Origin of the sequence: Micrococcus lacusdianchii (assembly GCF_023155805.1) — a bacterium.
In the GTDB taxonomy this organism is placed as follows: Bacteria; Actinomycetota; Actinomycetes; order Actinomycetales; family Micrococcaceae; genus Micrococcus; species Micrococcus lacusdianchii.
Map to the genome: position 1 here is coordinate 1 of NZ_JAKNUW010000016.1, position 24,290 is coordinate 24,290.

Genomic DNA, 24,290 nt, shown 5'->3' on the forward strand with positions numbered 1-24,290 from the left:
CGGGCCGCCGGGGCGCGGGGCCTGGGCCCTCGGCTGCGCCGGGGCCTGGGCCCTCGGCTGCGCCGGGGCCTGGGCCCTCGGCTGTGCCCGAGCCGCCGGGGCGGGAGCCTCGGGGGCGGCCGGGGCGGGGGCCGGCTTCTGACCCGGCTTGGGTGCCGTGCCGGGGGTGGGAGTGGCCTTCTGGCCGGGTTTGGGGCCCTGGCCGGTCTTCGGGGCGGGGGCCCCGGACGCCGGCTTGCCCTGGGCCGGGCCACCGGAGGTCGGAGAGCCCTTGGCGGCGCCGGCGTAGGCGCCGCGCAGCTTCTTCACCACGGGGGGCTCGATGGTGGAGGAGGCGGAGGAGACGAACTCCCCCATGTCCTTGAGGGTGCTCAAGGCCTCCTTCGAGGTGATGCCGAGCTCCTTGGCGAGCTCATGGACGCGGACCTTTGCCACGGTTCTCCTGTTCTGGCCTCGCGGGCCGCCGGAGCCGTGGGGCGCCGGTCAGCGCGTCGCGAGACCGTTGACGTCTGTCCAGGCCGTCGCGCCCGCCGTCGTGGCGCGCGCGTCACGGCCTGCCTGATAGCAGGGGGTGAAGTTCATCGCTGGGCACTCATGCTTCAGTGCTCATCGGGTACGCATCAGATCTCTGACCCGCCTTCATCTGTCGGTCTGTCAGCCGGTGCGGCGTGCTCCGTCCCACCCGGCCCCTGCGGGGCACCGGGGGTGGCCCGCGGCTCCGCCATGAGTCCGCCGGGATCCACGGGGCCACGGAAGGCCCGGTGGAACGCACGACGACGCAGGGCAAGCTGCAGGCACTCCGGTCCGGGGTGCACCCAGGCACCTCGTCCGGGACGGCGTCGGCTCCGGTCCCACACGACGGATGGGGGTTCCGTCGACGGGTCCAGTGCCACGCGCACCAGCTCTGTCCGGTCCACCTCGGCGCGACACCCGACGCAGGTGCGCACGACCGTCCTGGACGTCATGCGTTCAGCCTCCTGCGGGCGCCGGAACGAGGATGGACCTCAGCCATCCTAGCGCGTCCGCCGCTCCGCAGGGCTCAGGACTGCCCGGGCGCGGCCTCGGCGGGGGCCTCGCCCTCCTGCGGGGCGTCGCCGACGATGTCGATGCGCCACCCGGTCAGGCGGGCGGCCAGGCGGGCGTTCTGCCCTTCCTTGCCGATGGCCAGGGAGAGCTGGTGCTGGGGCACGGTCACGCGCGCGGAGTGCTGCGCCTCGTCCAGGATCTCCACCGCGACGGTCTGGGCCGGGGACAGGGCGTGGGCGATCATCTCGGCGGGGTCGTCCGAGTGCTCGACGATGTCGATCTTCTCCCCGCCGAGCTCGGCCATCACGGCCCGCACGCGGGTGCCCATCTCACCGATCGCGGCGCCCTTGGGGTTCACGCCGGCGCGGGTGGCCCGGACGGCCATCTTGGTGCGATGTCCGGCCTCGCGGGCCAGGGCGGTGATCTCCACCACGCCCTCGGAGATCTCGGGGACCTCGAGGGCGAACAGGCGGCGCACGAGGTCCGGGTGCGAACGGGAGAGCGTGACGGAGGGGCCCTTGGGGCCGCGCGTGGCCGAGATGATCACGGCGCGCAGCCGGCGGCCGTGACGGTACTCCTCACCCGGGACCTGCTCCGGCGGAGGCAACACGGCCTCGAGGGAACCGAGGTCCACCTGGACCATGTGCCGGTGGGTGCCCTGCTGGATGACGCCGGAGACGAGCTCGCCCTCGCGGTCCTTGAACTCCCCCAGGACCTTCGCGTCGTCCGCGTCCCGCAGGCGCTGGAAGATCACCTGCCGTGCGGTGGAGGCGGCGATCCGGCCGAAGCCGTTGGGGGTGTCGTCGAACTCGCCCACCCGCGTGCCGTCGTCGTCCACCTCGGGCGCCCACACCGTCACATGGCCGGTGGTGCGGTCCAGCTCCACGCGGGAGCCGCGGATGGCGCCGGGGGTGCGCTGGTAGGCCATCAGCAGGGCCTGCTCGATGGCCGGCACGAGCTGGTCCAGGGGGATGTCCCGCTCCGCGACCAGCATGCGCAGCGCGCTCATGTCGATGTCCAACTCAGGCCTCCGTGTGCTTTGCCGTGTCCGATGCCCCGGGGCCGTCGGCGTCCTGGGCGGTGGACCACTCTACCTGGACGCGTCCGGGGCCGAGCCGGTCGAAGGGCACGTGCTCGGCGGGCAGCACCGTGGGACGCATCCCCTTCTTGGCGCCGGCCCGGACGGTCTGCAGCTCGACGCCCACCGGCTCTACGGCGAGCACGCGCGCGGTGACGGGCAGCGCGCGGTCGATGCTCACCTCCACGAGGCGGCCCACGGCCCGGGACCAGTGGCGCGGCTCCGTCAGCGGTCGGTCGACGCCGACCGTGCCGACCTCGAGCAGGTACTCCCCCGTCCCGACGCCGGGCACGTCCGCTCCCTGGGCGTCGAGGGCGGCGGAGACCAGGCCGGAGAGCTCGGCGACCTCGTCCAGGCTGAGCCCGTCCGTGCCCTCGGCGCGGTCCACGAGGACCTCCACGGTGGGCGTGGCCGCGGCACCCGCCACCCGCACGGACTCCACCACGACGTCCCGGTGTGCGAGCGCGTCCGCGATCAGGGCCTCCAGTTCGGTGGGGGCGGCGGGGGCGGTCTCCGGGGTGCGGTCCATGGGTCCTCCAGGCGGGGTCGGGCGGGTCGGGGCGCCGCGGTCCGCGGCACGGCCACTGTACGCGGGCCGCCGCGGGCGCGTCAGGCCGCCAGCGGGACCAGAACGTCCCACCCCAGGCGCAGGATCAGCGCGGCGACCACCGTCAGGAACACGACGCGGATGAAGCCGGTGCCGCGGGCGATCGCCATGCGGGCGCCGACGTAGCCGCCGGTGAGGTTCGCCAGGCCGAGCAGGAGCCCCAGCCCGAGCACCGCGTGGCCGGCGGGGAGGAAGAAGGCCAGCGCCCCGAGGTTGGTGGCGAGGTTCACGATCTTGGCCTTCGCAGAGGCCTGCAGGAAGTCGTAGCCCAGCACCCCCACCAGGCCCAGGATGAGGAACGTGCCCGTGCCGGGGCCGAGCACGCCGTCGTAGAAGCCGACGACGCCGCCCACCGCCAGGGCCCGCACGGCATGGGCGGCACCGGTGTGCCGCAGGCCCTGGGTCAGGCCCATCTGCGGACGCAGCGCCGTCACCGCGAACACCGCCACGAGCGCGACCAGGATCACGGGCCGGATCACCGCGGCGGGCAGCACCGTGGCCACCACGGCGCCGCCCAGGCTGCACACCAGGGCGATGCCGGCCATGGGCAGCGCCGTGCGCAGGTCCGGGCGCACCCGGCGCGTGTACGTGGCGGCGGACACCGCCGTCCCGAAGACCGAGCCCATCTTGTTGGTGGCCAGCGCCTGGACCGGACTCAGCCCCGGCACCAGGAGCAGCACCGGCAGCTGCAGCAGCCCGCCGCCGCCGACCACGGCGTCGATCCAGCCGGCCGCGAACCCCGCGGCCAGCACCAGCAACACGAGGCCGAGGGTGAGCTCGACGGGTCCGAACAGGTCCATGGCCGGCGGGCGTCCGGGTCAGCCCTGCGGGCGCACGACGGCCAGCACCTCGGCCGCGGCGGAGTCCACGCGGATCGGCCGGGAGTCGCCCGTGGCCCGGTCCTTGAGCTCGAGCTCGCCGTCGGCCAGGCCCCGGCCGACCACCACCGCCGTGGGCACGCCGATCAGCTCGTTGTCCTTGAACTTCACGCCGGGGCTGACCTTGGGGCGGTCGTCCACGAGCACCGTCAGGCCCTCGGCCTCCAGCTCGGCGGCCAGCGCGAGCGCGGCCGCCACGCCGTCCTCCCCCTTGGTGGCGACGACCACGTGCACGTCCGCGGGGGCGACCGCGCGGGGCCAGACCAGGCCCTTCTCATCGTGGTAGCGCTCGGCGATCGCGGCGACGGCGCGGGTCACGCCGACGCCGTAGGAGCCCATGGACACCACGACCTGCTTGCCGTTCTCGTCCAGGACCGTCAGGTCCAGCGCCTCGGCGTACTTGCGGCCCAGCTGAAAGATGTGGCCCATCTCCATGCCGCGGCGCGCGTGCAGCGGGCCCGAGCCGTCCGGTGCGGGGTCGCCCTCGCGTACCGCGGTGGCCTCCAGGACGCCGTCCCAGTGGAAGTCACGGCCGGCGACGAGGCCGAACACGTGCTGCTGGGCGGCGTTCGCGCCCGTGATCCACACGGTGCCGGGGGCGACGCGCGGGTCCACGAAGAACGGCAGGCCGGACGTGGAGCCCTCGGCGCCCAGGACGGGCACCCCCTCCACCGCACCGGCCGAGGAGGGGCCGATGTAGCCCTTGACGAGGGTCGGGTGCTGCTCCAGGTCCTCCGCCGTGGCGGCCTCGAGCGTGGGCTCGCCGACGACGCCGAGGGCCGGGCCCACCGACGCCTCGAGGCGCTTGAGGTCCACCTCGCGATCACCGGGCACGGCGACGACGAACTGGCGGCGCTCGCCGCCGTCCACGACCGCCGTCAGGACGACGCACTTGAGCGTGTCCGCGGCCCCCCACGCGCGGTCCCCGCGGGGCTGCAGGGAATTCGCCACGTCCACGAGCGCGGCGATGGTGGTGGAGTCCGGGGTGTCCTTCACCTCGGCGGCCGGCAGGCCCGCCATCTGCTCCTCGGTCAGGGGCGCGGGGGCCACGGTGGTGACGGCCTCCACGTTGGCCCGGTAGCCGCCGTCGGACTCCACGAAGGTGTCCTCCCCGACCTCGGTGGGATGCAGGAACTCCTCCGAGCGGGAGCCGCCCATGGCGCCCGAGGTGGCCTTCACCGGCACGACCTCGAGGCCGAGGCGCTCGAAGATGCGCAGGTAGGCCGCGCGGTGCGCGTCGTACGCCTCCTCCAGGCCGGCGTCGTCCACGGTGAAGGAGTAGGAGTCCTTCATGACGAACTCGCGGCCGCGCAGCAGCCCCGCGCGCGGCCGGGCCTCGTCGCGGTACTTCGTCTGGATCTGGTACAGGTACGCCGGCAGGTCCTTGTAGGACGAGTAGAGGTCCTTCACCAGGAGGGTGAACATCTCCTCGTGCGTGGGCGCCAGCAGGTAGTCGTTCTCCTTGCGGTCCTTCAGGCGGAACAGGCCGTCGCCGTACTCGTCCCAGCGGCCGGTGGCCTCGTAGGGCTCACGGGGCAGCAGCGCCGGGAAGTGGACCTCCTGGCCGCCGATCGCGTCCATCTCCTCGCGGATGACGGCCTCCACCCTCGCCAGCACCTTCAGCCCCAGCGGCAGCCAGGTGTAGATGCCGGGAGCCGCGCGGCGGATGTAGCCCGCGCGCACCAGCAGCCGGTGGCTGGCCACCTCGGCGTCGGCCGGGTCGTCCCGCAGGGTCCGCAGGAACAGGGTGGACATGCGCAGGGGCATGGGTGGGCCTCCTTCGGGCGCCGGGTGGGGTGCGCGGCGGACGTGCGGCCGCGCCGTGGTGGCCCGATCCTATCGGCCGTCAGTACAGGACGGTGGCGAACGTGCCCCGCTGTTCGAACCCCACCCGCGCGTACGTGCGCAGCGCCGGGGTGTTGAACGCGTTGACGTAGAGGCTCACGCGGGGGGCGCGGCGCTCGATCAGTCGGACGGCCTCGGCCATGGCGGGCACCGCGAGGCCGCGGCCGCGGTGCCCCGGGTGGAGCCAGACGCCCTGGATCTGGGCGCAGCGGGAGGAGAGCAGGCCGATGTCCGCCTTGAACAGCACCCCCGAGGTGGGGTCCCCGTCCACGGGCAGGCCCGGGGCGTGCATCACCCGCCCGTCGACCACCAGGCGCCGCACCCGGTCACGGTACTGGGCCGCGCCCGTGAGGAACGGGGAGAAGCCGAGCTCCTCCTCGAACATCGCGGCACTGGCCGGCAGCACCGCGTCCAGGTCCTCCGGCGTCGCGGGGAGCACGCCGACGCACGAGACCGCCTCGCCGGGGGACGTCGCGCGCCGCTCCCCCAGCACGAGCAGGGGCTGGTCCCCACGGACGGTGCGCGGGCGGTGGCCGGCGGCGCGCAGCGCCGCACCGATCGGCAGGACCGCCGACGCCGGACCGTACACGGAGGCGAACCGGCGGCGCAGGGAGGCGACGGCGGCCGCGAGGGCCGGGACGTCGTCGTCGTGCCCGGCCACGGGGACCACGGTGGAGCCCACCCAGACGGCGGAGCGGAGCTCACCGGGTTGGGCCGGGTCCTCCGCGCCGAGGAACAGAGTGCCGTCCGCGCCGCCGCGGGGCCCGGCCAGGCGGCCGGCCTCGAGGAGGGATTCGACGTAGACGTTCACCACCGGGTCCCGCGCCACGAGGGCGACGAGCGCCGCGGTGTCCGCATCCGTCAGCAGACGGACCCGGCCATCGGAGGCGGCGCGGACGTCCCGGTCAGTGGACGGAGACCGTCGGGGCACCGGCGGCAGGCGCCTCACCGCCGTCCTCCTGGTGGCCCATCTCGGCCGCGATGCGGCGGGCCTCCTCGACGAGGGTGTCCACGATCTGGTCCTCGGGGACGGTGCGGATGACCTCGCCCTTGACGAAGATCTGCCCCTTGCCGTTGCCGGAGGCGACGCCGAGATCCGCCTCGCGGGCTTCGCCCGGGCCGTTCACGACGCAGCCCATGACGGCCACGCGCAACGGGACGGTGACGTCCTTGAGTCCCTCGGTGACCTCCTCGGCCAGGGTGTAGACGTCCACCTGAGCGCGGCCGCACGAGGGGCAGGACACGATCTCCAGCTTGCGCTCCCGCAGGTTCAGCGACTGCAGGATCTGCAGGCCGACCTTGATCTCCTCGACCGGCGGGGCGGAGAGGGACACGCGGATGGTGTCCCCGATGCCCTTGCCGAGCAGGTAGCCGAACGCGGTGGCGGACTTGATGGTGCCCTGGAACGCGGGACCGGCCTCGGTCACGCCGAGATGCAGCGGCCAGTCGCCCTGCTCCGCCAGCAGCTCGTAGGCGCGGGCCATGATCACCGGGTCGTTGTGCTTCACCGAGATCTTGAAGTCCTTGAAGCCGTGCTCCTCGAACAGCGACGCCTCCCACACGGCCGACTCCACGAGGGCCTCCGGCGTGGCCTTGCCGTGCTTCTGCAGCAGGCGCGGGTCCAGGGACCCGGCGTTGACCCCGATGCGCAGCGACGTGCCGTGCTCGGTGGCCGCCTGGGCGATCTCCTTGACCTTGTCGTCGAACTTCTTGATGTTGCCCGGGTTCACGCGCACGGCGCCGCAGCCGGCCTCGATCGCGGCGAACACGTACTTCGGCTGGAAGTGGATGTCCGCGATCACCGGGATGGTGGACTGCCGCGCGATGACCTTGAGGGCGTCGGCGTCCTTGTCCGTGGGGCAGGCCACGCGCACGATGTCGCAGCCGGCCGCGGTGAGCTCGGCGATCTGCTGGAGCGTGGCGCCGATGTCGTGCGTCTTGGTGGTGGTCATGGACTGCACCGAGACCTGGTGCTGCGAGCCCACGCCCACGCGCCCCACCTGGATCTGCCGGGTGGGCCGACGGGGGGCCAGCACGGGCGGCGGGGCGGACGGCATTCCAAGGCTCACAGGCACGGGGCGCTCCTCACGAGGGGGTCGAGGCTTCCGGCACGGCCGCCGGACGTCCCGCCCAGTCTAGGCGCCGGGGGCCACACCCCCACAGGCGGGCCCCCGGCGTCGGTCTCACTGGTAGGACACGAACCAGGGCTTGGGCTCGACCTCGAAGGTCTCCTGGGGGGTGAACGTGGGGGTGTCCTCGTCGATGAAGTTCTTCCAGCCCATGAAGAAGTGCTCCGGCAGCTCCTTGATGAGCCACTCCCAGGTGTTGAACTTCAGCTCGGGATGGCCGTGGCCGTCCGCGTGCAGGACGAACGCGAGCCCCTCGCGGTCCACGATCTGCTCGCGCTGCTCGATCATGGTCAGCCGGAACCGGTGGAGCATGAACACCTTCTCCGGAAGCGACTCGCGGGCCACGAGGTCCGCCAGCCACGCGCTCGTGGCGTTGACCTCGGCGCCGGTGACCTGGCCGATGTCCCGCATGTGCTTCTGGCCCGTACGCAGCCGCCACTCCGGGTCCAGGGCGAGGCCCACATGGGGCTGGACGAGCAGGTCCTCGATGCGCTTGGCCTGGGTGAGGAAGTCCTCGAACCCGGTCTGCAGGTCCAGCACCACGTGGACGCCGGCCTCGCCCGCCCCGGTGACCCACTCCTCCAGCCGCTCCCTGTCCACCGGCCGCGAGTACGCCCCCTGCGGGCCGGGGTCGGCGGTGGCCATGGTGGTGATCATCTCGAACGCCGGCTGCACCGGCTCCTCGGAGAAGGGCTGGTAGGAGGCCGCGAGGTCCTTGACCCGCTCGATGCTCGCCTGCAGGTCCTGCTCGCCGAGAACGCCCAGCTGGGGCACCCCGGGAGTGCCGTAGAGGGCCACCAGTCGCCGTGCGGGGAACACCTGGCGGCCACCGCCCGGCAGCTCGGCCTGCGCGGGGGTGGGGGTCGCCGTGGCCGTCGCCAGCGGGGAGGTGGACGTGGTGGAGCCCACCGACGTGGAGGGAGCGGAGCCGTCCGACGGGCCCGCCTTCACCGCGGACTCCTCCTGGGCGCCGCAGCCCACGAGCGCGGCGGTCAGTCCACCCAGACCCAGCAGGGCCGATCGGCGGGAGAGGGCAGGGCCCGGTGTAGGCAAGAAAGACGTTGATGGTATGGAGCAAATCTATGACGCCCAAGTCACGGTCACATCACGGAGAGCCCCAGGCCAGGCGCGGCTTGGGGCCGCGCGGATCCCGGGTCAGAACATGCGCACCGGCTCCACCACGTCCGCCACGATCAGCAGGACACCCATGGCCAGCATCGCCGCGCCGACGACGTAGGTCAGCGGCATCATCACGGCCAGGTCGAACGGCCCCGGGTCCGGCCGGCCCCGCAGACGGGCCCAGCCGCGCCGCAGGCCCTCCCACAGCGCGCCGGCCACGTGGCCGCCGTCCAGCGGGAGCAGCGGGATCAGGTTGAAGACCATGAGCGCCACGTTGACCCCGGCCACCAGGGAGAGCATCAGCGCCGCCTTGTCCGCGAGCGCCACGGAGTCCAGCGCCGCGGCCTCCCCGGCGATCCGGCCGACGCCCACCACGGACATCGGCCCGTTCGGATCCCGCTCGGCGGGGGTGACCACGGCGACGGCGGTGTCCCACAGCCGCTGCGGCAGCACCAGGACCACGTCCGCCACGGCGGCGATCTGCCGCCCCACGGTGGGGACGGCCTCCCACGCCGGCAGTCGCACCGTCTCCTGCTGCGAGCCGAGCCCGATGAACCCGACCGGCTCCGTGCGGACCCCGCCGTCGGCGGCGTGCTCGGGCATGCCGAGGGCGTCTGTCACGGGCCGCTCCGTCAGACGCGGGGTGAGGGTCGACTCGATCCGCTGCCCGCCCCGTTCCCACGCGATGGGGGTGGGCTGACCGGCCCGCTCGCGGATCGCGGCGGAGAGCTGGTCCCACGTGCGCACCTCCTGCCCGGCGAAGGACACCACGGTGTCCCCCGGACGCAGGCCCGCCGCGTAGGCGGGCGCCACCGGGTCGCCCTCCCGGCAGGCCTCCGGGTCCTCCCCGGCCGCCTGCCGGGCCTGCCGGTCCGCGGCGGGGACCACGCACCGGTACACCTCGGCCGCCGTGGTGGAGGGCTGGGAGACGCCGAACGTGCTGACCAGGACGCCGGTGAGCGCGAGTGCGATCAGCAGGTTCATGAAGGGGCCGCCCAGCATGATGACCACCCGCTTCCACACCGGCAGCTGGATGAACTGCCGGCCCTCGTCGGCGGCCGTCAGCTCGGCGGCCGCCTGGGCCCGGGCGTCGTCCGCCATGCGACCGGCCCGGGCGAGCATGCCGGTGGACCCGGTGCGGGCCACCGTTCCGTTCCTCGGGGGCGGGAGCATGCCCACCATGGCGACGTAGCCGCCCAGGGGCACGGCCTTGATCCCGTACTCGGTCTCCCCGCGCCGCCACGAGGCCACCGTGGGGCCGAAGCCCACCATGTACTGCGTCACACGCACCCCGAACGCCTTGGCGGGCACCAGGTGCCCCACCTCGTGCAGGGCGATGGACAGGGCCAGGCCGAGGGCGACGACGAGCACGCCGGCCAGGAACCAGAGGGCGTCCACGGGGCTCACCAGCACTCCCGCGCGGCGCGGCGCGCCCAGGCCTCGGCGGCCAGCACGGCTTCCACCGTGAGCGCGTCCGGGTCCTGGCCGGCCGCGGCCAGGACGTCCTCGGACCGGTACTCCCCCAGGACGACGCGCACGGTCTCGAGGATCCGGTCGAAGCGGATCACGCCGTCGTGGAACGCGTCCACGGCCACCTCGTTGGCGGCGTTGAACACGGCCATGTGCGTGGCCGAGGCGCCGGCGGCCTCCTTGGCCAGCGCGACGGCGGGGAACGCCTCCCCGTCGAGGGGCTCGAAGGTCCACGTGGCCGCCTGCGTCCAGTCGCAGCCGGGGGCGGCGCCTGGCACACGCTCGGGCCAGCCGATGCCGAGGGCGATCGGCAGGCGCATGTCCGGCGGGGACGCCTGCGCCAGGGTGGAGCCGTCCGTGAACTCCACCAGGGAGTGGACGACGGACTGCGGGTGGACCACCACGTCGATCCGCTCGAGCGGGACGTCGAAGAGCAGGTGCGCCTCGACCACCTCGAGGGCCTTGTTCACGAGCGAGGCGGAGTTGGTGGTGACCACGCGACCCATGTCCCACGTGGGGTGGGCGAGCGCCTGGGCGGGGGTGACGTCCCGCAGCCGCTCGGCGGACCACCCCCGGAACGGCCCGCCCGAGGCGGTGAGGACCAGCCGGCGGACCTCCTCCGCGGTGCCGCCGCGCAGGGCCTGGGCGAGCGCGGAGTGCTCCGAGTCCACGGGGACCAGCTGGCCCGGGGCGGCTGCGGCCTTCACGAGGGCCCCGCCCACGATGAGCGACTCCTTGTTGGCCAGCGCCAGCCGGTGCCCGGCCGCGAGCGCCGCGAGGGTGGGGCGCAGGCCGATCGAGCCGGTGATGCCGTTGAGCACCGTGTCCGCGCCGGACCACGCGGCGATCTCCGTGGCCGCCGCGGGGCCCGTGACCACGTGCGGGCGGGGGTCCGGCAGGTCCAGGCGCGCGGCGGCGTCGGCCAGGGCGGCGCGCAGCTGCTCCGGCGTGCCGGAGGCCGCACCGACCGCCTCGACGGCGAACCGCACCGCCTGCTCCGCGAGGAGGGCGGTGTTGGCCCCGCCGGCCAGGGCCACAGCCCGGAACCGCTCCGGGGACCGGGCGATGACGTCCAGGCCCTGGGTGCCGATCGAGCCGGTCGAGCCGATCAGGGCGACGCGGCGGGGCTCGGAGGCCGTGCCTGCGTCGGCGTGGCGGGGGTGCGTGAAGTCCGTGAGGGATCCGTGGGTCACCGGGCCATCATGCCAGCGCCGCCTGGACGCGGGCCGGGCCGGGTCCGGTCCTGACCAGGCGCCGGCGACGGCGAGGGCCCGCCGGGCCCGCCGGTGAGGGCGGGGCGGGCGGGCCCGTCGTCGTGGGGCGTCCGCGGGCGGACGCACCGGGATCAGTGCTGGACCGGCTTCTCGGCGCCGACGCCGGTGAGCGAGCGCACCTCCATCTCGGCCTGCTTGTCCGGGTCCTCGGCCTCCCTGGAGGTCACGGAGCCCAGCCAGCCGAGGAGGAAGGCCAGCGGGATGGACACGATGCCCGGGTTCTTCAGCGGGAAGAGCGCGAAGTCGGCGCCCGGGATCATGGAGGTCTCCGCCCCGGACATCACCGGGGAGAAGATGATCAGGACGATCGCGGAGATCAGGCCGCCGTACATGGACCACACCGCGCCGCGCGTGGTGAAGCCCCTCCAGAACAGCGAGTACAGGATGGTCGGCAGGTTGGCCGAGGCCGCCACCGCGAACGCCAGCGCCACGAGGAACGCGACGTTCTGGCCCTGCGCGGCGATGCCGCCGACGATCGCCAGGACGCCGATGACCACCACGGTGATCTTGCCGATCCGCACCTCCTCCTGGGGGGTGAGCGGCTTCTTCGCGATCACGGAGCCGTACACGTCGTGGGCGAAGGACGCCGCCGCCGTGATGGCCAGGCCCGCGACCACCGCGAGGATCGTGGCGAAGGCCACCGCGGAGATCAGGCCCAGCAGGATGGAGCCGCCGAGCTCGAACGCCAGCAGCGGGGCCGCCGAGTTGACGCCGCCCGGAGCCGCCAGGATGCGCTCCGGACCGATGAGGGCTCCGGCGCCGGTGCCGAGCACGAGGGTGAACAGGTAGAACGCGCCGATGAGCACGATCGCCCACACCACGGACGTGCGGGCCTCCTTGGCCGTGGGGACGGTGTAGAAGCGCATCAGCACGTGCGGCAGGCCGGCGGTGCCGAGCACCAGGGCCAAGCCGAGCGACACGAAGTCCAGGCGCGTGGTGAAGTCCTTGCCGTACTGCAGACCGGGCTCGAGGATCGCCTCACCCTTGGGGTGCAGGTCCACGGCGGCGCCCAGCATGCCGTTGAAGTCGAATCCGAACAGGGCCAGGGACCACACGGTCATGATGCCGGCGCCGGCGATCAGCAGGATCGCCTTGATGATCTGGACGTAGGTGGTGCCCTTCATGCCGCCGATCAGCACGTACACGATCATGAGCACGCCGACGACGATGATCACGAGCGCCTGGCCCGTGCGGTCCGTGATGTTCAGCAGCAGGGCCACGAGGCCGCCGGCCCCGGCCATCTGGGCCAGCAGGTAGAAGAGGCAGACCGCCATGGTGCCGAAGGCGGCCGCGATGCGGACCGGCTTCTGGCGCAGGCGGAACGAGAGCACGTCGGCCATGGTGAAGCGGCCGGTGTTGCGCAGCAGCTCGGCCACGAGCAGCAGAGCCACGAGCCACGCCACGAGGAAGCCGATCGAGTAGAGGAAGCCGTCGTAGCCGTAGAGGGCGATCGCGCCGACGATGCCGAGGAAGGACGCGGCGGAGAGGTAGTCGCCCGCGATGGCCGTGCCGTTCTGGGTGCCGGAGAAGCCGCGGCCGCCGGCGTAGTAGTCCGCCGAGGAGCTGCTGGTCTTCGACGCGCGGATCACGATCACGAGGGTGACCACCACGAAGGCGGCGAAGATGCCGATGTTGACCAGGGGGTTGCCCACGGTGGCCGCGGCCTGGAGCAGGGGGGCGTTCATCGGGCGGCCTCCGGGGTCTCGGGGCCGGTGACGGCCTCACGCTCGAGGCGCTCGCGCAGGGCGGTGGCGCGGGGGTCCAGGACGCGGTTGGAGAAGCGGACGTAGGCGAACGTGATGGCGAACGTGGTGACGAACTGCAGCAGCCCGAGCACGAGGCCCAGGGTGATGTTGTCCCACAGGCGGATCGCCATGACCTGGGGGAAGAACGCGCCCATGATCACGAACAAGAGGTACCAGACGAAGAACGCCACGGTCATGGGGAAGGCGAAGGAGCGGTGGGTGCGGCGGAGCTCGACGAACTCCTCCGAGCGCTGGGCGGCGCGGAACTGCTCGGCCGTCGGCGACGGCGGAGCGTGTTCGATGGATGACATGGGTGCCTCCGAGGGATGGGTGCGAGAACACCGTGATCTGGATCACAGTGTCGGTGATCACACTCTGCGGCCTCGCGGGGCCCAGGTCAAGCGGAGCTGTATACAGAGCCCGGGATGACACCTGTGTGACGCGCCTCGCGCTCCTGCGCAGCTCCGGAGCATCCCCCGACGACGCCCCGCCCCTCTCGGCCCGCGCCAGGACCGTGCGGGCCGGGTCCGCGACGACCTCCTCGACCGGCACCCCGACCAGCGCGAGGGCCCGCGGCGACCCCGGGCGGACGCCAGCGCCCGACACGCCGGGTTCACCGCCCTCGGCGCCGGCGTGTATGCAGTACGGACCGCGGGGATCTGGCGTGGATGCAGGCGTGCGGTCGCGGCGCAGCCCAGGGCTGCAGCGTCCTCGGCCGCCGTGGCGACGGTGGCCTGTGCTGCGACGGTCACGTGGACCTCCGCCTCGGTGCATCGTCATCCACTGCAATCCCCTGGTGCCGGAGTCGTGTCCCGGGTCACAGGTGTCCATCGGCGGGGACGGTCGGTGACCGCTCACTACAGTGACCCCATGCCCGAGGCCCCCGACACCCCCGCCGCACTGGACGCCACGGCCCCCTCCCGCACCTCCCGCGAACGGGCCAAGGCCCGCCGCCGCGCGGACCTCCTGACGGCCGCCGCCCGACTGTTCGCCGCCGAGGGGTTCGACGCCGCCCGACTCGAGGACATCGGGGCCGCCGCCGGGGTGAGCGGCCCGGCGGTGTACCGCCACTTCGCCGGCAAGGCCGCCGTGCTCGCGGAGATCCTGGAGACCGCCAGCTCCGGCCTGCTCGAGGGCGGGCACGACGCCGTCCGGGACCTCGCCCCGGGGGCGGAGTCCCTGCGCGCCCTGATCGCGTTCCACGCGGACTTCGCCGTGGACAACCGGGACGTCATCCGCGTCCAGGACCGGGACATGTCCTCCCTGCCCGCCGCCGATCGCACCGCCATCGCGCGGGTGCAGCGCCGGTACATCGAGCTGTGGGCGGCCCACCTGCGGCACCTGCACCCGGGCGAGGACCACGCCACGGCCGTGTTCCGCGCGCAGGCCGTGCTCGGCATGCTCAACTCCACCCCGCACTCGGTCCGCCGCACCCCGTCGGACCGCAGCGCCCGACGTCAGGCCCTGACCTCCATGGCGTGGGCGGCGGCTTCCGCCCCGCTGCGGCCTGCTGCCCCGGTGGTAGCCTGACCGACACATCCGGACGCCTCCCCACGGGAGCGCGCCCGCCCACCGACGAGAGGTCCATCGACGTGCCCCTCCGCGACGTCCGCAGCGCAGACCTGGACGAGTTCTTCCTGCACCAGCAGGACGAGCGCGCCAACCTCATGTCCGCGTTCGCGCCCCGCAGCCCCGCCGACCGCGGCGTGTTCGACTACCACTGGGCGCACCTGCTGAGCGACCCGGACACCACTGTGCAGACCATCGAGCACGAGGGCCGGGCGGCCGGTGCGCTCGTGTGCTCGCGGGTGGACGGGGTGGACGAGCTCTCCTTCTGGACCGCCCGCGAGTTCTGGGGTCGCGGCCTCACCACCGCCGCTGTGGACGAGTTCCTGGCCTCCCACCCCCGGCGACCGATCCGCGCGCACGTCCCCGAGGACAACGCCGGGTCCGTCAAGGTCCTCACGCGCCGCGGGTTCGAGAAGGTCGGCGAGGAGAAGGTGTTCTCCAACGCCCGCGCGGCGGTCGTCGTCGAGCACGTCCTCGAGCTCGCCGGGGACTGACCCCTCCCCCGGACGACGCCGGCGGCCCCTCACCCTGACCGGGTGAGGGGTCGCCGTCGTCCTGGGGCGCGGGCGCCGGTCAGACCAGGGCGAGCGTCATGCCCGGCCGGCGCAGCAGCGCGCCGACGTCCGCGAGGAAGCGGGACCCCTGCTCGCCGTCCACGAGGCGGTGGTCGAAGGACAGGGACAGCGTCACCATGTCCCGCAGGGCGATCTCCCCGCGATGCTCCCACGGCTGACGACGCACAGCGCCGAGGCAGAGGATGGCCGCCTCCCCCGGGTTGATGATCGGGGTGCCCGTGTCCACGCCGAACACGCCCACGTTGGTCAGCGTGAACGTGCCGCCGGTGAGCTCGGCCGGGGTCAGCGCTCCCTCACGGGCGCGCCCGGTCAGCACGGCGATCTCCTGCGCCAGGGCGCGCAGGTCCATGCCCTGCGCCTCCTTGACGTGGGGGACCATGAGACCGCGCGGCGTGGCCGCGGCGAACCCCAGGTTCACGAAGTTCTGCCGCTGGATGCTGCCGGCGGCCTCGTCCCAGCGGGCGTTGACCTCGGGGGTGCGCTCCATCGCCAGCACGCACGCCCGGGCCGCCAGCGTCATGGGGGTCAGCTTCAGGTCGCGGAACGCCCGGTCCCGCTTCAGGTCCTCGATCAGCTCGAGGGACTCCGTGACGTCCACCGTGAGGAACTCGGTGACGTGTGGCGCCGTGAACGCGGACTGCACCATCGCCGCGGCGGTGGCCTTCCGCACCCCGCGGACCGGCTCCACCTCGACGCGCGGTCGCCCGCCGAGCGTGCGCCCACCCACGCCTGCCGCGGCCTCGGCGGCAGCGGGGGTGGTGCCCGGAGAGGTCCCGCCGTGCGGGGTGGTCGACGCCGCGGCTCCGCCCTGAGCGGCGCGCTCGACGTCCTCGCGCACGATGACACCGTGGGCCCCGGAGCCGGTGACCGTCTCGAGGTCCACGCCGAGCCGGCGTGCCAGCAGACGGACCGGCGGGGTGGAGCGCGGCCGCTCGCCGACGGGACCGTCCGGGGCGGGCGGGGCCGTCGCGTCCTCTCCCGTGGTGGGCGCGGCCCCGCGCCCGACACGCCGGCGCCGGGCGGGCGCGCCGGAGTCCGGCGCGGCCCCGTAGCCCACGAGGGTGGGCACGCGGTCGGCGGCCTCGTCCTCCCCCTCGGCGGCGGCGACCTCGAAGGTCACCAGGGGCGCGCCGACGTCGAGCGTGGTGCCCTCCTCCGCGTGCAGCTCGGCGACCGTGCCCTCGACAGGGCTGGACACCTCGACGACGGCCTTCGCCGTCTCCACCTCCGCGAGGATCTGGTTCACCGCGACGGCGTCCCCCGTGCTCACGCGCCAGGCGACCACCTCCGACTCGGTGAGGCCCTCGCCCAGGTCCGGCAGTCGGAAGACCTTCACGGCCATCAGCGGGCCTCCTTCCCTGCGGCGTGCTCGGCGAGGAACTGCTCGGCGGTCTGCGGCGCCGCGAAGGCGTCCACGGAGTCGAGCGCGTTCGGCCGGCCCATCACGCGGTCGATGCCGTCCAGCACGCGGTCCAGGTCCGGCAGGTGGACGTGCTCGAGCTTGGCGGGCGGATACGGGATGTCCAGTCCGGTCACCCGGACGGGCGGGGCCTCGAGCCAGTGGAAGGCCCGCTCGGCCACCGTGGCCACGAGCTCCGCGCCGAGACCGCCGGTGCGGGAGGCCTCGTGGGTCACCACCAGGCGGCCCGTGCGGCGGACCGAGCACTCGACCAGGCCGGTGTCCAGCGGGGAGAGGCTGCGCAGGTCGATCAGCTCGACCTCCACGCCCTCCTCGGCCGCCACCTCCGCCGCCTGGAGGGCCGTGCGGACCATCGGCCCGTAGGCGACGACCGTGACGTCCCGGCCGGGACGCAGGACCGTGCCGGTGGTCAGCGGGCCGGGCACGGCGTCGAGGTCCACCTCGCCCTTGTCGTGGTAGCACCGCTTGGGCTCGAGGTAGACGACCGGGTCGTCCGAGGCGATGGCGGCGCGGATCATGTCGTGGCCGTCCTGCGGCGAGGACGGGGACACCACGCGCAGGCCCGGTGTGTGCAGGAAGTAGGCCTCCGGTGACTCCGAATGATGCTCCGGCGAGCCGATGCCGCCGCCGAACGGGATGCGGATCGTGACCGGCATGGCCACCCGTCCCTGGGTGCGGGCCCGCAGCTTGGCGAGGTTCGCCACGATCTGGTCGAAGGCCGGGTAGACGAAGCCGTCGAACTGGATCTCCACCACGGGGCGGTAGCCGCGCATGGCCAGGCCCACGGCCGTGCCCACGATCCCGGACTCCGCGAGCGGGGTGTCCACCACGCGCTCGGGGCCGAACTCCTCCAGCAGCCCGTCCGTGATGCGGAAGACGCCGCCCAGGGCGCCGATGTCCTCGCCCATCAGCAGGACCTTGGGGTCGTCCGTCAGGGCGCGGTGCAGGCCGCGGTTGATCGCGCGGCCGAAGGCCATGCGCTCGCTCACTCCTGACCACCGCCCTCGAACTGGGTCAGGTGCAGGGCCAGCTCGCGCCGCTGGCGCTCGAGCTCCTGGTGCGGCTCGGCGTACACGTGCTCGAAGACCGAGTCCGGCGCCGCCTCGGTCAGCAGCGCCAGGGCCGCCCGCACGTCCGCCGCCAGGGCGTCGGCCGCCGTCGCCGACTCCGCCCGCACCGCCTCGACCTCCGCACCGAGGGACTCCAGGTGCGCCTCGAGCCGGTCGATCGGGTCGCGCCGTCGCCAGGCCTCGAGCTCCTCGGGCGCCTGGTAGCGGGTGGGGTCGTCGGCCGTGGTGTGCGGGCCCATGCGGTAGGTGACCGTCTCGACGAAGGTGGGCCCGCCGCCGGCGGCCGCACGCTCGACGGCACGCCGCGTGGCGGCGAGCACGGCCAGCACGTCGTTGCCGTCCACGCGCAGGGACGGGATGCCGAAGCCCCACGGGCGGTCGGCGATGTGCCGGCGGCTCTGCAGCCGCACCGGCTCGGAGATGGCCCAGTGGTTGTTCTGGCAGAGGAAGACCACCGGCGCCTGGTACGAGGCCGCGAAGATCATGGCCTCGTTGACGTCGCCCTGGCTCGTGGCGCCATCGCCGAAGTAGACGATCGTGGCTGCGTCCGAACGGTCACGGACCACGCCCATGGCATACCCCACGGCGTGCAGCGCCTGGGCGCCGATGATGAGCTGTTGGGTGGCCACGCCGGTCGTGGCCGGGTCCCAGCCGGAGAACGTCGACCCGCGCCACACGCGCAGCAGGTCCAGCGCCTCGACGCCCCGCAGCAGTGCGACGCCGTTCTCCCGGTAGGAGGGGAACACGACGTCGGCCCCCCGCAGGGCCAGCGCCGAGCCGACCTGGGAGGCCTCCTGGCCCAGCAGCGGCGGCCACAGCGCCAGCTCGCCCTGGCGCTGCAGGTGTGTGGCCTCGGTGTCCAGGCGGCGGATCACCGTCATGTCCCGGTGCAGGCGGGCCAGCATGGCCTCGTCCACGTCGCCCAGCCACGGGTCGAGCTCGGGCTGCGGCCGGCGGACGCCCGCGGCGTCCAGCACCTGGAGCTGGTCCGGCGGGCAGGTCGGCGGCGAGGCGGCCTCGGTGCTCAGGTCGACGTCGGTCATGCGGCGGTCCTTCCGGTGGTCGCCCCCGGGGTGCGGGGCAGGGCGGTCGCGCACGGACGGGGTGGCGCCGGGCGCATCGACTGTGATTCTAATCACAGGCGGCGGGCGGCTGTGAGCCCGTCCCCCGTCCGCCCGCCCCGCACGCGCCGGGCAGGGGCTCAGCCGCGGCGCAGCAGGACGTCGACGGCGGCGTCCAGGTAGGCGTCCACCTGCGCCTCGTCATAGCCCTCGCGCCCGTCGGCCGAGCCGAACGACGCGCGGCGCACGTCGTCCGCGGTGAGGTCGCCGTCGCCGTCGAGGGTGTCCCGCAGGCGGTCCAGGAGAGCGTCCACCTGGTCCACGTCGTAGCCCTGCGCATCGTTCAAGGAGGGCCTGCGGAACCGCTCGGCCGGGGCGCGGTCGGCCCGCGTCACGAGTTCGCGGGTGTCCTCGGCGAGCGCGGCCGACCACCCGTCGCCGTCCTGGGCGGACTCGCGCTCACGCGAGGTGAGGACCTCTTCGAGGCGGTCGAGCTCGTCGTCGACCTGGTCTGCGGCGTAGCCGCCGTTCACGGTGGCGAACCGGGCCTGGCGGACGTCGTCGGCCGTGAGGGTGCCCTCGCCCTGCTCGGCGCGGCGCGCGCGGTCGAGGAACGCGTCCACGTGGCTGGGCTCGTAGCCGATCTCGTCCGACTCGACGTGGTCGAAGCCGGGGGTGTCGTGGGAGGTGGTCATGTGCGTCTCCTGAGCGGATCGGGTCCCGTGCGGGGCACGGGGTGGTGGGGTCAGAGCAGGGGCAGCGCGAGGACCGTGTAGACCACGGGCGCCGCGAAGACCAGGGAGTCCAGTCGGTCCATGATGCCGCCGTGCCCGGGCAGGGCGGAGGACATGTCCTTGATGCCGAGCTCACGCTTGACCATGGACTCCGAGAAGTCGCCGGCGGTGGCGGCGGCCACCGTGGCGGCCCCGAGCAGCGCGCCCGACCACCAGGGCTGGCCGACCAGCAGGGGGACCAGCACGGTGCCGACGGCGACCGAGCCGACGAGGGAGCCCAGGGCCCCCTCCCAGGACTTCTTGGGGCTGATGCGCGGGGCGATCGGGGTGCGCCCCCAGCGGTAGCCCACGATGTAGCCGAAGGTGTCGTTGGAGACGACCATCAGCAGCAGGCAGGCGACCATCAGGTTCCCGCGCGGCTGGTCCAGCAGGGCCACCGCGAAGGACAGCAGGAAGGGCACCCACAGCAGGACGAACACACCGGCGAGCATGAACTGGCCGGTGGGGCGCCGGCGCGTGGCCGCCGTCCACGCGCACATCAGCAGGATGGCGGCCATGAGCGCCAGGAAGAGGGCCGGGATGCCGCCCGTCCACGCGGCCAGGGGCATGGCGGCCGCGCCGACCCACAGCGGCGGGCGGGGCACGTCCATGCCGATCTGGCGGACGGCCACGGCGATCTCGTTGACCCCGCCGATCAGCAGGGCCACCACGAGCAGCACGAGCAGCCAGGGCAGCCACACGAGGCCGATGAGGGCCGTCACCAGCAGACCGACCCCCACGAGGACGGCGGACCTGAGGTCACGGCCGCCCCGTGGGGGCGCGGGGGTCTGCACGGTGGACGTCATGGGGCGTCAGGAGGAGTCCTGAGGCTCACACCTCGAGGAGCTCGGTCTCCTTCTTCTTCGCCATCTCCTCGATCGTGTCGGTGTGCTTCTTGGTCATGGCGTCGAGCTCCTTCTCGCCACGAGTGCCCTCGTCCTCGCCGACCTCGCCGTCCTTGACGGCCCTGTCGATGGCCTCCTTGGCCTTGCGGCGGGCGTTGCGCACGGAGACCTTGTGCTCCTCCGCCTTGTTCTTGACGAGCTTCACGTACTCCTTGCGGCGCTCCTCGGTGAGCTCAGGCATGACCACGCGGATGACCTTGCCGTCGTTGGACGGGTTGGCGCCGACCTCGGACTCGGACAGGGCCTTCTCGATGTTCCGCAGGGCGGACACGTCGAAGGGCGTGATGAGCAGGGTGCGGGCGTCCGTGGTGGTGAAGGACGCCAGCTGCTGCAGGGGCGTCATGGCTCCGTAGTAGTCCACCATCACCTTCGAGTACAGGCCCGGGTTCGCACGACCGGTCCGCACGGACGCGAAGTCCTCGCGGGTGGCGTCGATGGTCCGGTCCATCTGCTCCTGGGCGGACTTCAGGGTGTCCTGGATCACGATCTCTCCTCGGTGGGGGTTCAGGTCTGCGCCCATCCTACGCGGGCGGTCGGGTCCGGGGCGGCGAGGCCACCCGGGGCTCAGGGGGTGACCGACGTGCCGATCGGCTCCCCCAGCAGGGCGCGGGTGACGTTCCCGGGGCCCTCCATGCCGAAGACGCGCATGCTCAGGCCGTTGTCCTTGCACATGGTCATGGCCGTCAGGTCCATCACCCGGATGTCACGGCGCAGGGCGTCGTCATACGTGAGGTGGTCGAGTCGCTCCGCAGCCGAGTCCTTCTTGGGGTCCGCGGTGTAGACGCCGTCCACGCCCGACTTGGCCATGAGCACCTCGTCCGCGCCCACCTCGAGGGCACGCTGAGCGGCCACGGTGTCCGTGGAGAAGTAGGGCAGGCCAGTGCCGGCGCCGAAGACCACGACGCGGCCCTTCTGCATGTGCCGGATGGCGCGCAGCGGGATGTAGGACTCGGCCACCTGCTCCATGTGGATGGCGGACTGCACGCGGGTGGACACGCCGGCCTGGATCAGGAAGTCCTGCAGGGCCAGGCAGTTCATCACGGTGCCGAGCATGCCCATGTAGTCCGCGCGGCGTCGGTCCATGCCGTTCTCGGACAGCTCCGCGCCGCGGAAAAAGTTGCCGCCGCCCACCACGATCGCGATCTCCACGCGGTCCGCGGCCGCGGCGATCTGCTCGGCGATGCCGCTGACCGTGTGCGGGTCCACGCCCACGGCGCCGCCGCCGAACACCTCGCCGGAGAGCTTCAGCAGGACCCGCCGGCGGCCGGTGTCCTCGGAGTCGACGGACGGGGTCGCAGGGTGCGGGGTGATGCTCATGGGTGCTGGCGCTCCTCGGGCTCGCGGACGGCGTGCACCGGGAGGCCGGCGCCGCTGGGGGTCGCCGTCGATCCTACCGGCCGCCCCCGGCCGGGACGACGACGCCCCGCCCCCTCCGCACGGGAGGGGACGGGGCGTCGGGGTGCGGCCTCGGGGCGGGACCCCGCGGCCGCGGTGGGATCAGTTGCCCACGCGGAAGCGCGCGAAGCCGGTGACCTTGGTGCCGGCCTCGGCGGCGACCTTGCCCACGGTGGTCTTCGGGTCCTTCGCGAACGGCTGGTCCTCGAGGACGATCTCCTTGTAGAAGCCGGTCAGGCGACCCTCGACGATCTTCGGCAGGGCCTGCTCCGGCTTGCCCTCGGCGCGCGCGGTCTCGTCGGCGATGCGACGCTCGTTCTCCACGGTCTCGGCCGGGACGTCCTCGCGGGAGAGGTAGGTCGGCGAGTACGCGGCGGTGTGCACGGCAATGTCGTGCGCCGCGGTCTTGGCCTCGGCGGAGTCGGCGTCGACGGCGAGCAGCACGCCCACCTGCGCCGGCAGGTCCTTGGAGGTCTTGTGCAGGTAGGCGTCCACGGTGGCGCCCTCCACACGGGCCACGCGGCGCACGGCGACCTTCTCGCCCAGCAGCGCGCCCTCCTCGGTGACGTACTCGCCCAGGGTGCGGCCCTCGTGGTCGGAGGCCAGCAGGGCCTCGACGTCGGCGGCCCCGGAGGCCACGGCGGCCTTCAGGACGACGTCGCCCAGGGTGATGAACTTCTCGGCCTTGGCCACGAAGTCGGTCTCGCAGTTGAGCTCGATCATCACGCCGACGCCGTTCTCCACGGTCGCGGCGACGAGGCCCTCGGCGGCGGAGCGGCCCTCGCGCTTGGTGGCGCCCTTGAGGCCCTTCACGCGGATGATCTCGATGGCCTTCTCGGCGTTGCCGTCGGCCTCGTCGAGAGCCTTCTTGACGTCCATCATGCCGGCGCCGGTGCGCTCGCGCAGGGCCTTGATGTCAGCAGCGGTGTAGTTCGCCATGCTCGTTCGGTCCTTCCCGATGTCTGTGGTCTAGCGGGGTCTGGGCGGGAGGGGCGGCGCGGGCGTCGCGCGCACGCCGCCCCTCCCGGGGGCTCACTCGGAGGCGGGGGCGGCCTCGTCGGCGGGGACCTCGGCCTGCTCGGCGACCGGGGCCTCGGCGGGCTCGGCGGCCATGGGGGCCGCGGTCGGCGACGCGGCCTCCTCGGCCGGGGTCACCTCCGGCTGCGCGGCCTTCTGGCCCTGCTCGGCCTCGTGCTGCTGCAGGAGCTCGCGCTCCCACTCGGCCATCGGCTCGGCGGAGGCGTCGCCGGACGTGCCGCCCTGGCGGGCGATCAGGCCCTCGGCCACGGCGTCGGCCACGATGCGGGTGAGGACGGCCACGGAGCGGATCGCGTCGTCGTTGCCCGGGATCGGGTAGGTGACCTCGTCCGGGTCGCAGTTGGTGTCGAGGATGGCCACCACGGGGATGCCCAGCTTCTGCGCCTCGTCGACGGCGAGGTGCTCCTTCTTGGTGTCCACGATCCACACGGCGGAGGGGGTCTTGGACATGTCGCGGATGCCGCCCAGGTTGCCCTGGAGCTTCTGCAGCTCACGGTTCAGGAGCAGGAGCTCCTTCTTGGTGTGGTTCGAGCCCGCCACGTCCTCGAAGTCGATCGCCTCGAGCTCCTTCATGCGCTGCACGCGCTTGGAGACGGTCTGGAAGTTGGTGAGCATGCCGCCCAGCCAACGGTGGTTCACGTAGGGCATGCCGACGCGGGAGGCCTGCTCGGAGATGGCCTCCTGGGCCTGCTTCTTCGTGCCGACGAACAGGATGGTGCCGCCGTGGGCGACCGTCTGCTTGACGAACTCGTAGGCGCGGTCGATGTGGGTCAGCGACTGCTGCAGGTCGATGATGTAGATGCCGTTGCGCTCGGTGAGGATGAAGCGCTTCATCTTCGGGTTCCAACGGCGGGTCTGGTGGCCGAAGTGGACACCGGAGTCGAGCAGATTGCGCATGGTCACGACGGACATGGCGTTCCCTTCTGTGGCAGCCGTGGGACCCCGCGCGGTGCGCGCGGGCGGTCTGCCGGTCGTTGCGTTTCACGGTTGGCGGCCGCCTCCATGGCGGCCCCTGGCATCACGACGGCGGCTGCCGGGCCCCACGATCACCCCGGCCGACCTTGCGGGCGGACGGGGACCGGACGTGGGGGCTGGACCCGCTCGGGCGGGACCACCGTGGTGCGCGGAGTCGGTGTCATGGCACGGCTGGACGCCGGTGGCACGACACCGCTCCCGTGATCCTACCCCACCGGCCCTCGTCTCCCCCGTCCCCCGGCCGGGTGCGGGGGTCGGTCCCGCGACTGCTCCTGCACAGGCCGCGCGGGGCCCTCAGCCCTCCACCGGCCCGTGCGGGCGGATGGCGGGCCGGGGCC

Annotated in this window: 24 protein-coding genes; 2 read left to right on the forward strand and 22 right to left on the reverse strand. The window is 73.4% G+C overall.

What is annotated here, in order from left to right:
- The 13 genes from MA879_RS09765 to MA879_RS09825 form a co-directional block, all read right to left on the reverse strand.
- Positions 1–435, reverse strand: a 435-nt coding sequence (locus tag MA879_RS09765) for a translation initiation factor IF-2 N-terminal domain-containing protein (RefSeq protein WP_248125747.1), incomplete at its 3' end; no start/stop codon positions are given.
- A 185-nt stretch (positions 436–620) separates the two neighbouring features.
- Positions 621–965: a YlxR family protein gene (locus MA879_RS09770; RefSeq protein WP_248125750.1), complete on the reverse strand. Its 345-nt coding sequence runs from the start codon at positions 963–965 to the stop codon at positions 621–623.
- A gap of 74 nt (positions 966–1,039) precedes the next feature.
- On the reverse strand, positions 1,040–2,047 hold the full coding sequence (gene nusA, locus MA879_RS09775) for a transcription termination factor NusA (RefSeq protein WP_248125753.1): 1,008 nt from the start codon (positions 2,045–2,047) through the stop codon (positions 1,040–1,042).
- Position 2,048: 1 nt separating this feature from the next.
- The gene (locus MA879_RS09780) at positions 2,049–2,633 is read right to left on the reverse strand and encodes a ribosome maturation factor RimP (RefSeq protein WP_248125756.1); all 585 of its coding nucleotides are present in this window, start codon (positions 2,631–2,633) and stop codon (positions 2,049–2,051) included.
- Between the two features lie 80 nt (positions 2,634–2,713).
- Entirely contained in the window at positions 2,714–3,511 is a 798-nt protein-coding gene (locus tag MA879_RS09785) for a sulfite exporter TauE/SafE family protein (protein WP_248125759.1), read from the reverse strand.
- Between the two features lie 18 nt (positions 3,512–3,529).
- Positions 3,530–5,356 carry a proline--tRNA ligase gene (locus MA879_RS09790; RefSeq protein WP_248125762.1) on the reverse strand — a complete coding sequence of 609 codons (1,827 nt, stop codon included), beginning with the start codon at positions 5,354–5,356 and terminating at the stop codon, positions 3,530–3,532.
- A 79-nt stretch (positions 5,357–5,435) separates the two neighbouring features.
- Positions 5,436–6,383 (reverse strand): GNAT family N-acetyltransferase, encoded by a 948-nt coding sequence (locus MA879_RS09795; protein WP_248125766.1) that lies wholly within the window; start codon positions 6,381–6,383, stop codon positions 5,436–5,438.
- Positions 6,340–7,491 (reverse strand): flavodoxin-dependent (E)-4-hydroxy-3-methylbut-2-enyl-diphosphate synthase, encoded by a 1,152-nt coding sequence (gene ispG, locus MA879_RS09800; protein WP_248125890.1) that lies wholly within the window; start codon positions 7,489–7,491, stop codon positions 6,340–6,342. Before ispG ends, MA879_RS09795 begins: the two co-directional genes overlap by 44 nt.
- 126 nt (positions 7,492–7,617) lie before the next feature.
- Positions 7,618–8,616, reverse strand: a complete 999-nt coding sequence (locus tag MA879_RS09805) for a hypothetical protein (protein WP_248125769.1) — start codon at positions 8,614–8,616, stop codon at positions 7,618–7,620.
- Between the two features lie 102 nt (positions 8,617–8,718).
- Positions 8,719–10,089: a M50 family metallopeptidase gene (locus tag MA879_RS09810; protein WP_248125771.1), complete on the reverse strand. Its 1,371-nt coding sequence runs from the start codon at positions 10,087–10,089 to the stop codon at positions 8,719–8,721.
- A complete protein-coding gene (gene dxr / locus MA879_RS09815) occupies positions 10,086–11,345 on the reverse strand; it encodes a 1-deoxy-D-xylulose-5-phosphate reductoisomerase (RefSeq protein WP_248125774.1) in 1,260 nt (419 codons plus the stop codon). The genes MA879_RS09810 and dxr overlap by 4 nt, the downstream gene beginning before the upstream one ends.
- Before the next feature lie 152 nt (positions 11,346–11,497).
- The gene (locus tag MA879_RS09820) at positions 11,498–13,111 is read right to left on the reverse strand and encodes a solute symporter family protein (protein ID WP_248125777.1); all 1,614 of its coding nucleotides are present in this window, start codon (positions 13,109–13,111) and stop codon (positions 11,498–11,500) included.
- Positions 13,108–13,482, reverse strand: a complete 375-nt coding sequence (locus MA879_RS09825; RefSeq protein ID WP_248125780.1) for a DUF485 domain-containing protein — start codon at positions 13,480–13,482, stop codon at positions 13,108–13,110. Before MA879_RS09825 ends, MA879_RS09820 begins: the two co-directional genes overlap by 4 nt.
- Before the next feature lie 559 nt (positions 13,483–14,041).
- Here MA879_RS09825 and MA879_RS09830 point away from each other — a divergent pair.
- Together MA879_RS09830 and MA879_RS09835 are read left to right on the forward strand one after the other, a co-directional pair.
- Positions 14,042–14,701: a TetR/AcrR family transcriptional regulator gene (locus MA879_RS09830; RefSeq protein WP_248125783.1), complete on the forward strand. Its 660-nt coding sequence runs from the start codon at positions 14,042–14,044 to the stop codon at positions 14,699–14,701.
- A 62-nt stretch (positions 14,702–14,763) separates the two neighbouring features.
- Positions 14,764–15,234, forward strand: a complete 471-nt coding sequence (locus MA879_RS09835) for a GNAT family N-acetyltransferase (protein ID WP_248125785.1) — start codon at positions 14,764–14,766, stop codon at positions 15,232–15,234.
- Between the two features lie 79 nt (positions 15,235–15,313).
- Here the strand turns inward: MA879_RS09835 and MA879_RS09840 are convergent, their stop codons facing one another.
- From MA879_RS09840 to rpsB, 9 genes are all read right to left on the reverse strand, one after another.
- Positions 15,314–16,657: a dihydrolipoamide acetyltransferase family protein gene (locus MA879_RS09840; RefSeq protein WP_248125787.1), complete on the reverse strand. Its 1,344-nt coding sequence runs from the start codon at positions 16,655–16,657 to the stop codon at positions 15,314–15,316.
- On the reverse strand, positions 16,657–17,712 hold the full coding sequence (locus MA879_RS09845) for an alpha-ketoacid dehydrogenase subunit beta (RefSeq protein ID WP_248125789.1): 1,056 nt from the start codon (positions 17,710–17,712) through the stop codon (positions 16,657–16,659). The genes MA879_RS09840 and MA879_RS09845 overlap by 1 nt, the downstream gene beginning before the upstream one ends.
- 8 nt (positions 17,713–17,720) lie before the next feature.
- Complete coding sequence (locus tag MA879_RS09850) at positions 17,721–18,848, reverse strand: thiamine pyrophosphate-dependent dehydrogenase E1 component subunit alpha (protein ID WP_248125791.1); 1,128 nt, start codon at positions 18,846–18,848, stop codon at positions 17,721–17,723.
- Positions 18,849–19,006: 158 nt separating this feature from the next.
- Positions 19,007–19,561 (reverse strand): DivIVA domain-containing protein, encoded by a 555-nt coding sequence (locus MA879_RS09855; RefSeq protein ID WP_248125792.1) that lies wholly within the window; start codon positions 19,559–19,561, stop codon positions 19,007–19,009.
- 50 nt (positions 19,562–19,611) lie between these two features.
- Positions 19,612–20,445 carry a phosphatidate cytidylyltransferase gene (locus MA879_RS09860; RefSeq protein ID WP_248125794.1) on the reverse strand — a complete coding sequence of 278 codons (834 nt, stop codon included), beginning with the start codon at positions 20,443–20,445 and terminating at the stop codon, positions 19,612–19,614.
- Between the two features lie 25 nt (positions 20,446–20,470).
- Complete coding sequence (gene frr / locus MA879_RS09865; protein ID WP_248125796.1) at positions 20,471–21,028, reverse strand: ribosome recycling factor; 558 nt, start codon at positions 21,026–21,028, stop codon at positions 20,471–20,473.
- 80 nt (positions 21,029–21,108) lie between these two features.
- Positions 21,109–21,861: a UMP kinase gene (gene pyrH / locus MA879_RS09870; RefSeq protein ID WP_248125798.1), complete on the reverse strand. Its 753-nt coding sequence runs from the start codon at positions 21,859–21,861 to the stop codon at positions 21,109–21,111.
- Between the two features lie 180 nt (positions 21,862–22,041).
- Entirely contained in the window at positions 22,042–22,878 is an 837-nt protein-coding gene (tsf, locus tag MA879_RS09875; RefSeq protein WP_248125801.1) for a translation elongation factor Ts, read from the reverse strand.
- 93 nt (positions 22,879–22,971) lie between these two features.
- Positions 22,972–23,889, reverse strand: a complete 918-nt coding sequence (rpsB, locus tag MA879_RS09880; RefSeq protein ID WP_248125804.1) for a 30S ribosomal protein S2 — start codon at positions 23,887–23,889, stop codon at positions 22,972–22,974.
- Positions 23,890–24,290 lie beyond the last annotated feature (401 nt).

What these genes read in the sequence shown, in the direction of transcription:
- MA879_RS09770 (WP_248125750.1), bottom strand. Translation starts at nt 965, where the DNA reads ATGACGTCCAGGACGGTCGTGCGCACCTGCGTCGGGTGTCGCGCCGAG.
- MA879_RS09780 (WP_248125756.1), bottom strand. Translation starts at nt 2,633, where the DNA reads ATGGACCGCACCCCGGAGACCGCCCCCGCCGCCCCCACCGAACTGGAG.
- MA879_RS09785 (WP_248125759.1), bottom strand. Translation starts at nt 3,511, where the DNA reads ATGGACCTGTTCGGACCCGTCGAGCTCACCCTCGGCCTCGTGTTGCTG.
- MA879_RS09790 (WP_248125762.1), bottom strand. Translation starts at nt 5,356, where the DNA reads ATGCCCCTGCGCATGTCCACCCTGTTCCTGCGGACCCTGCGGGACGAC.
- ispG (WP_248125890.1), bottom strand. Translation starts at nt 7,491, where the DNA reads ATGCCGTCCGCCCCGCCGCCCGTGCTGGCCCCCCGTCGGCCCACCCGG.
- MA879_RS09820 (WP_248125777.1), bottom strand. Translation starts at nt 13,111, where the DNA reads ATGAACGCCCCCCTGCTCCAGGCCGCGGCCACCGTGGGCAACCCCCTG.
- MA879_RS09825 (WP_248125780.1), bottom strand. Translation starts at nt 13,482, where the DNA reads ATGTCATCCATCGAACACGCTCCGCCGTCGCCGACGGCCGAGCAGTTC.
- MA879_RS09830 (WP_248125783.1), top strand. Translation starts at nt 14,042, where the DNA reads ATGCCCGAGGCCCCCGACACCCCCGCCGCACTGGACGCCACGGCCCCC.
- MA879_RS09840 (WP_248125787.1), bottom strand. Translation starts at nt 16,657, where the DNA reads ATGGCCGTGAAGGTCTTCCGACTGCCGGACCTGGGCGAGGGCCTCACC.
- MA879_RS09845 (WP_248125789.1), bottom strand. Translation starts at nt 17,712, where the DNA reads ATGGCCTTCGGCCGCGCGATCAACCGCGGCCTGCACCGCGCCCTGACG.
- MA879_RS09850 (WP_248125791.1), bottom strand. Translation starts at nt 18,848, where the DNA reads ATGACCGACGTCGACCTGAGCACCGAGGCCGCCTCGCCGCCGACCTGC.
- MA879_RS09855 (WP_248125792.1), bottom strand. Translation starts at nt 19,561, where the DNA reads ATGACCACCTCCCACGACACCCCCGGCTTCGACCACGTCGAGTCGGAC.
- MA879_RS09860 (WP_248125794.1), bottom strand. Translation starts at nt 20,445, where the DNA reads ATGACGTCCACCGTGCAGACCCCCGCGCCCCCACGGGGCGGCCGTGAC.
- pyrH (WP_248125798.1), bottom strand. Translation starts at nt 21,861, where the DNA reads ATGAGCATCACCCCGCACCCTGCGACCCCGTCCGTCGACTCCGAGGAC.
- tsf (WP_248125801.1), bottom strand. Translation starts at nt 22,878, where the DNA reads ATGGCGAACTACACCGCTGCTGACATCAAGGCCCTGCGCGAGCGCACC.
- rpsB (WP_248125804.1), bottom strand. Translation starts at nt 23,889, where the DNA reads ATGTCCGTCGTGACCATGCGCAATCTGCTCGACTCCGGTGTCCACTTC.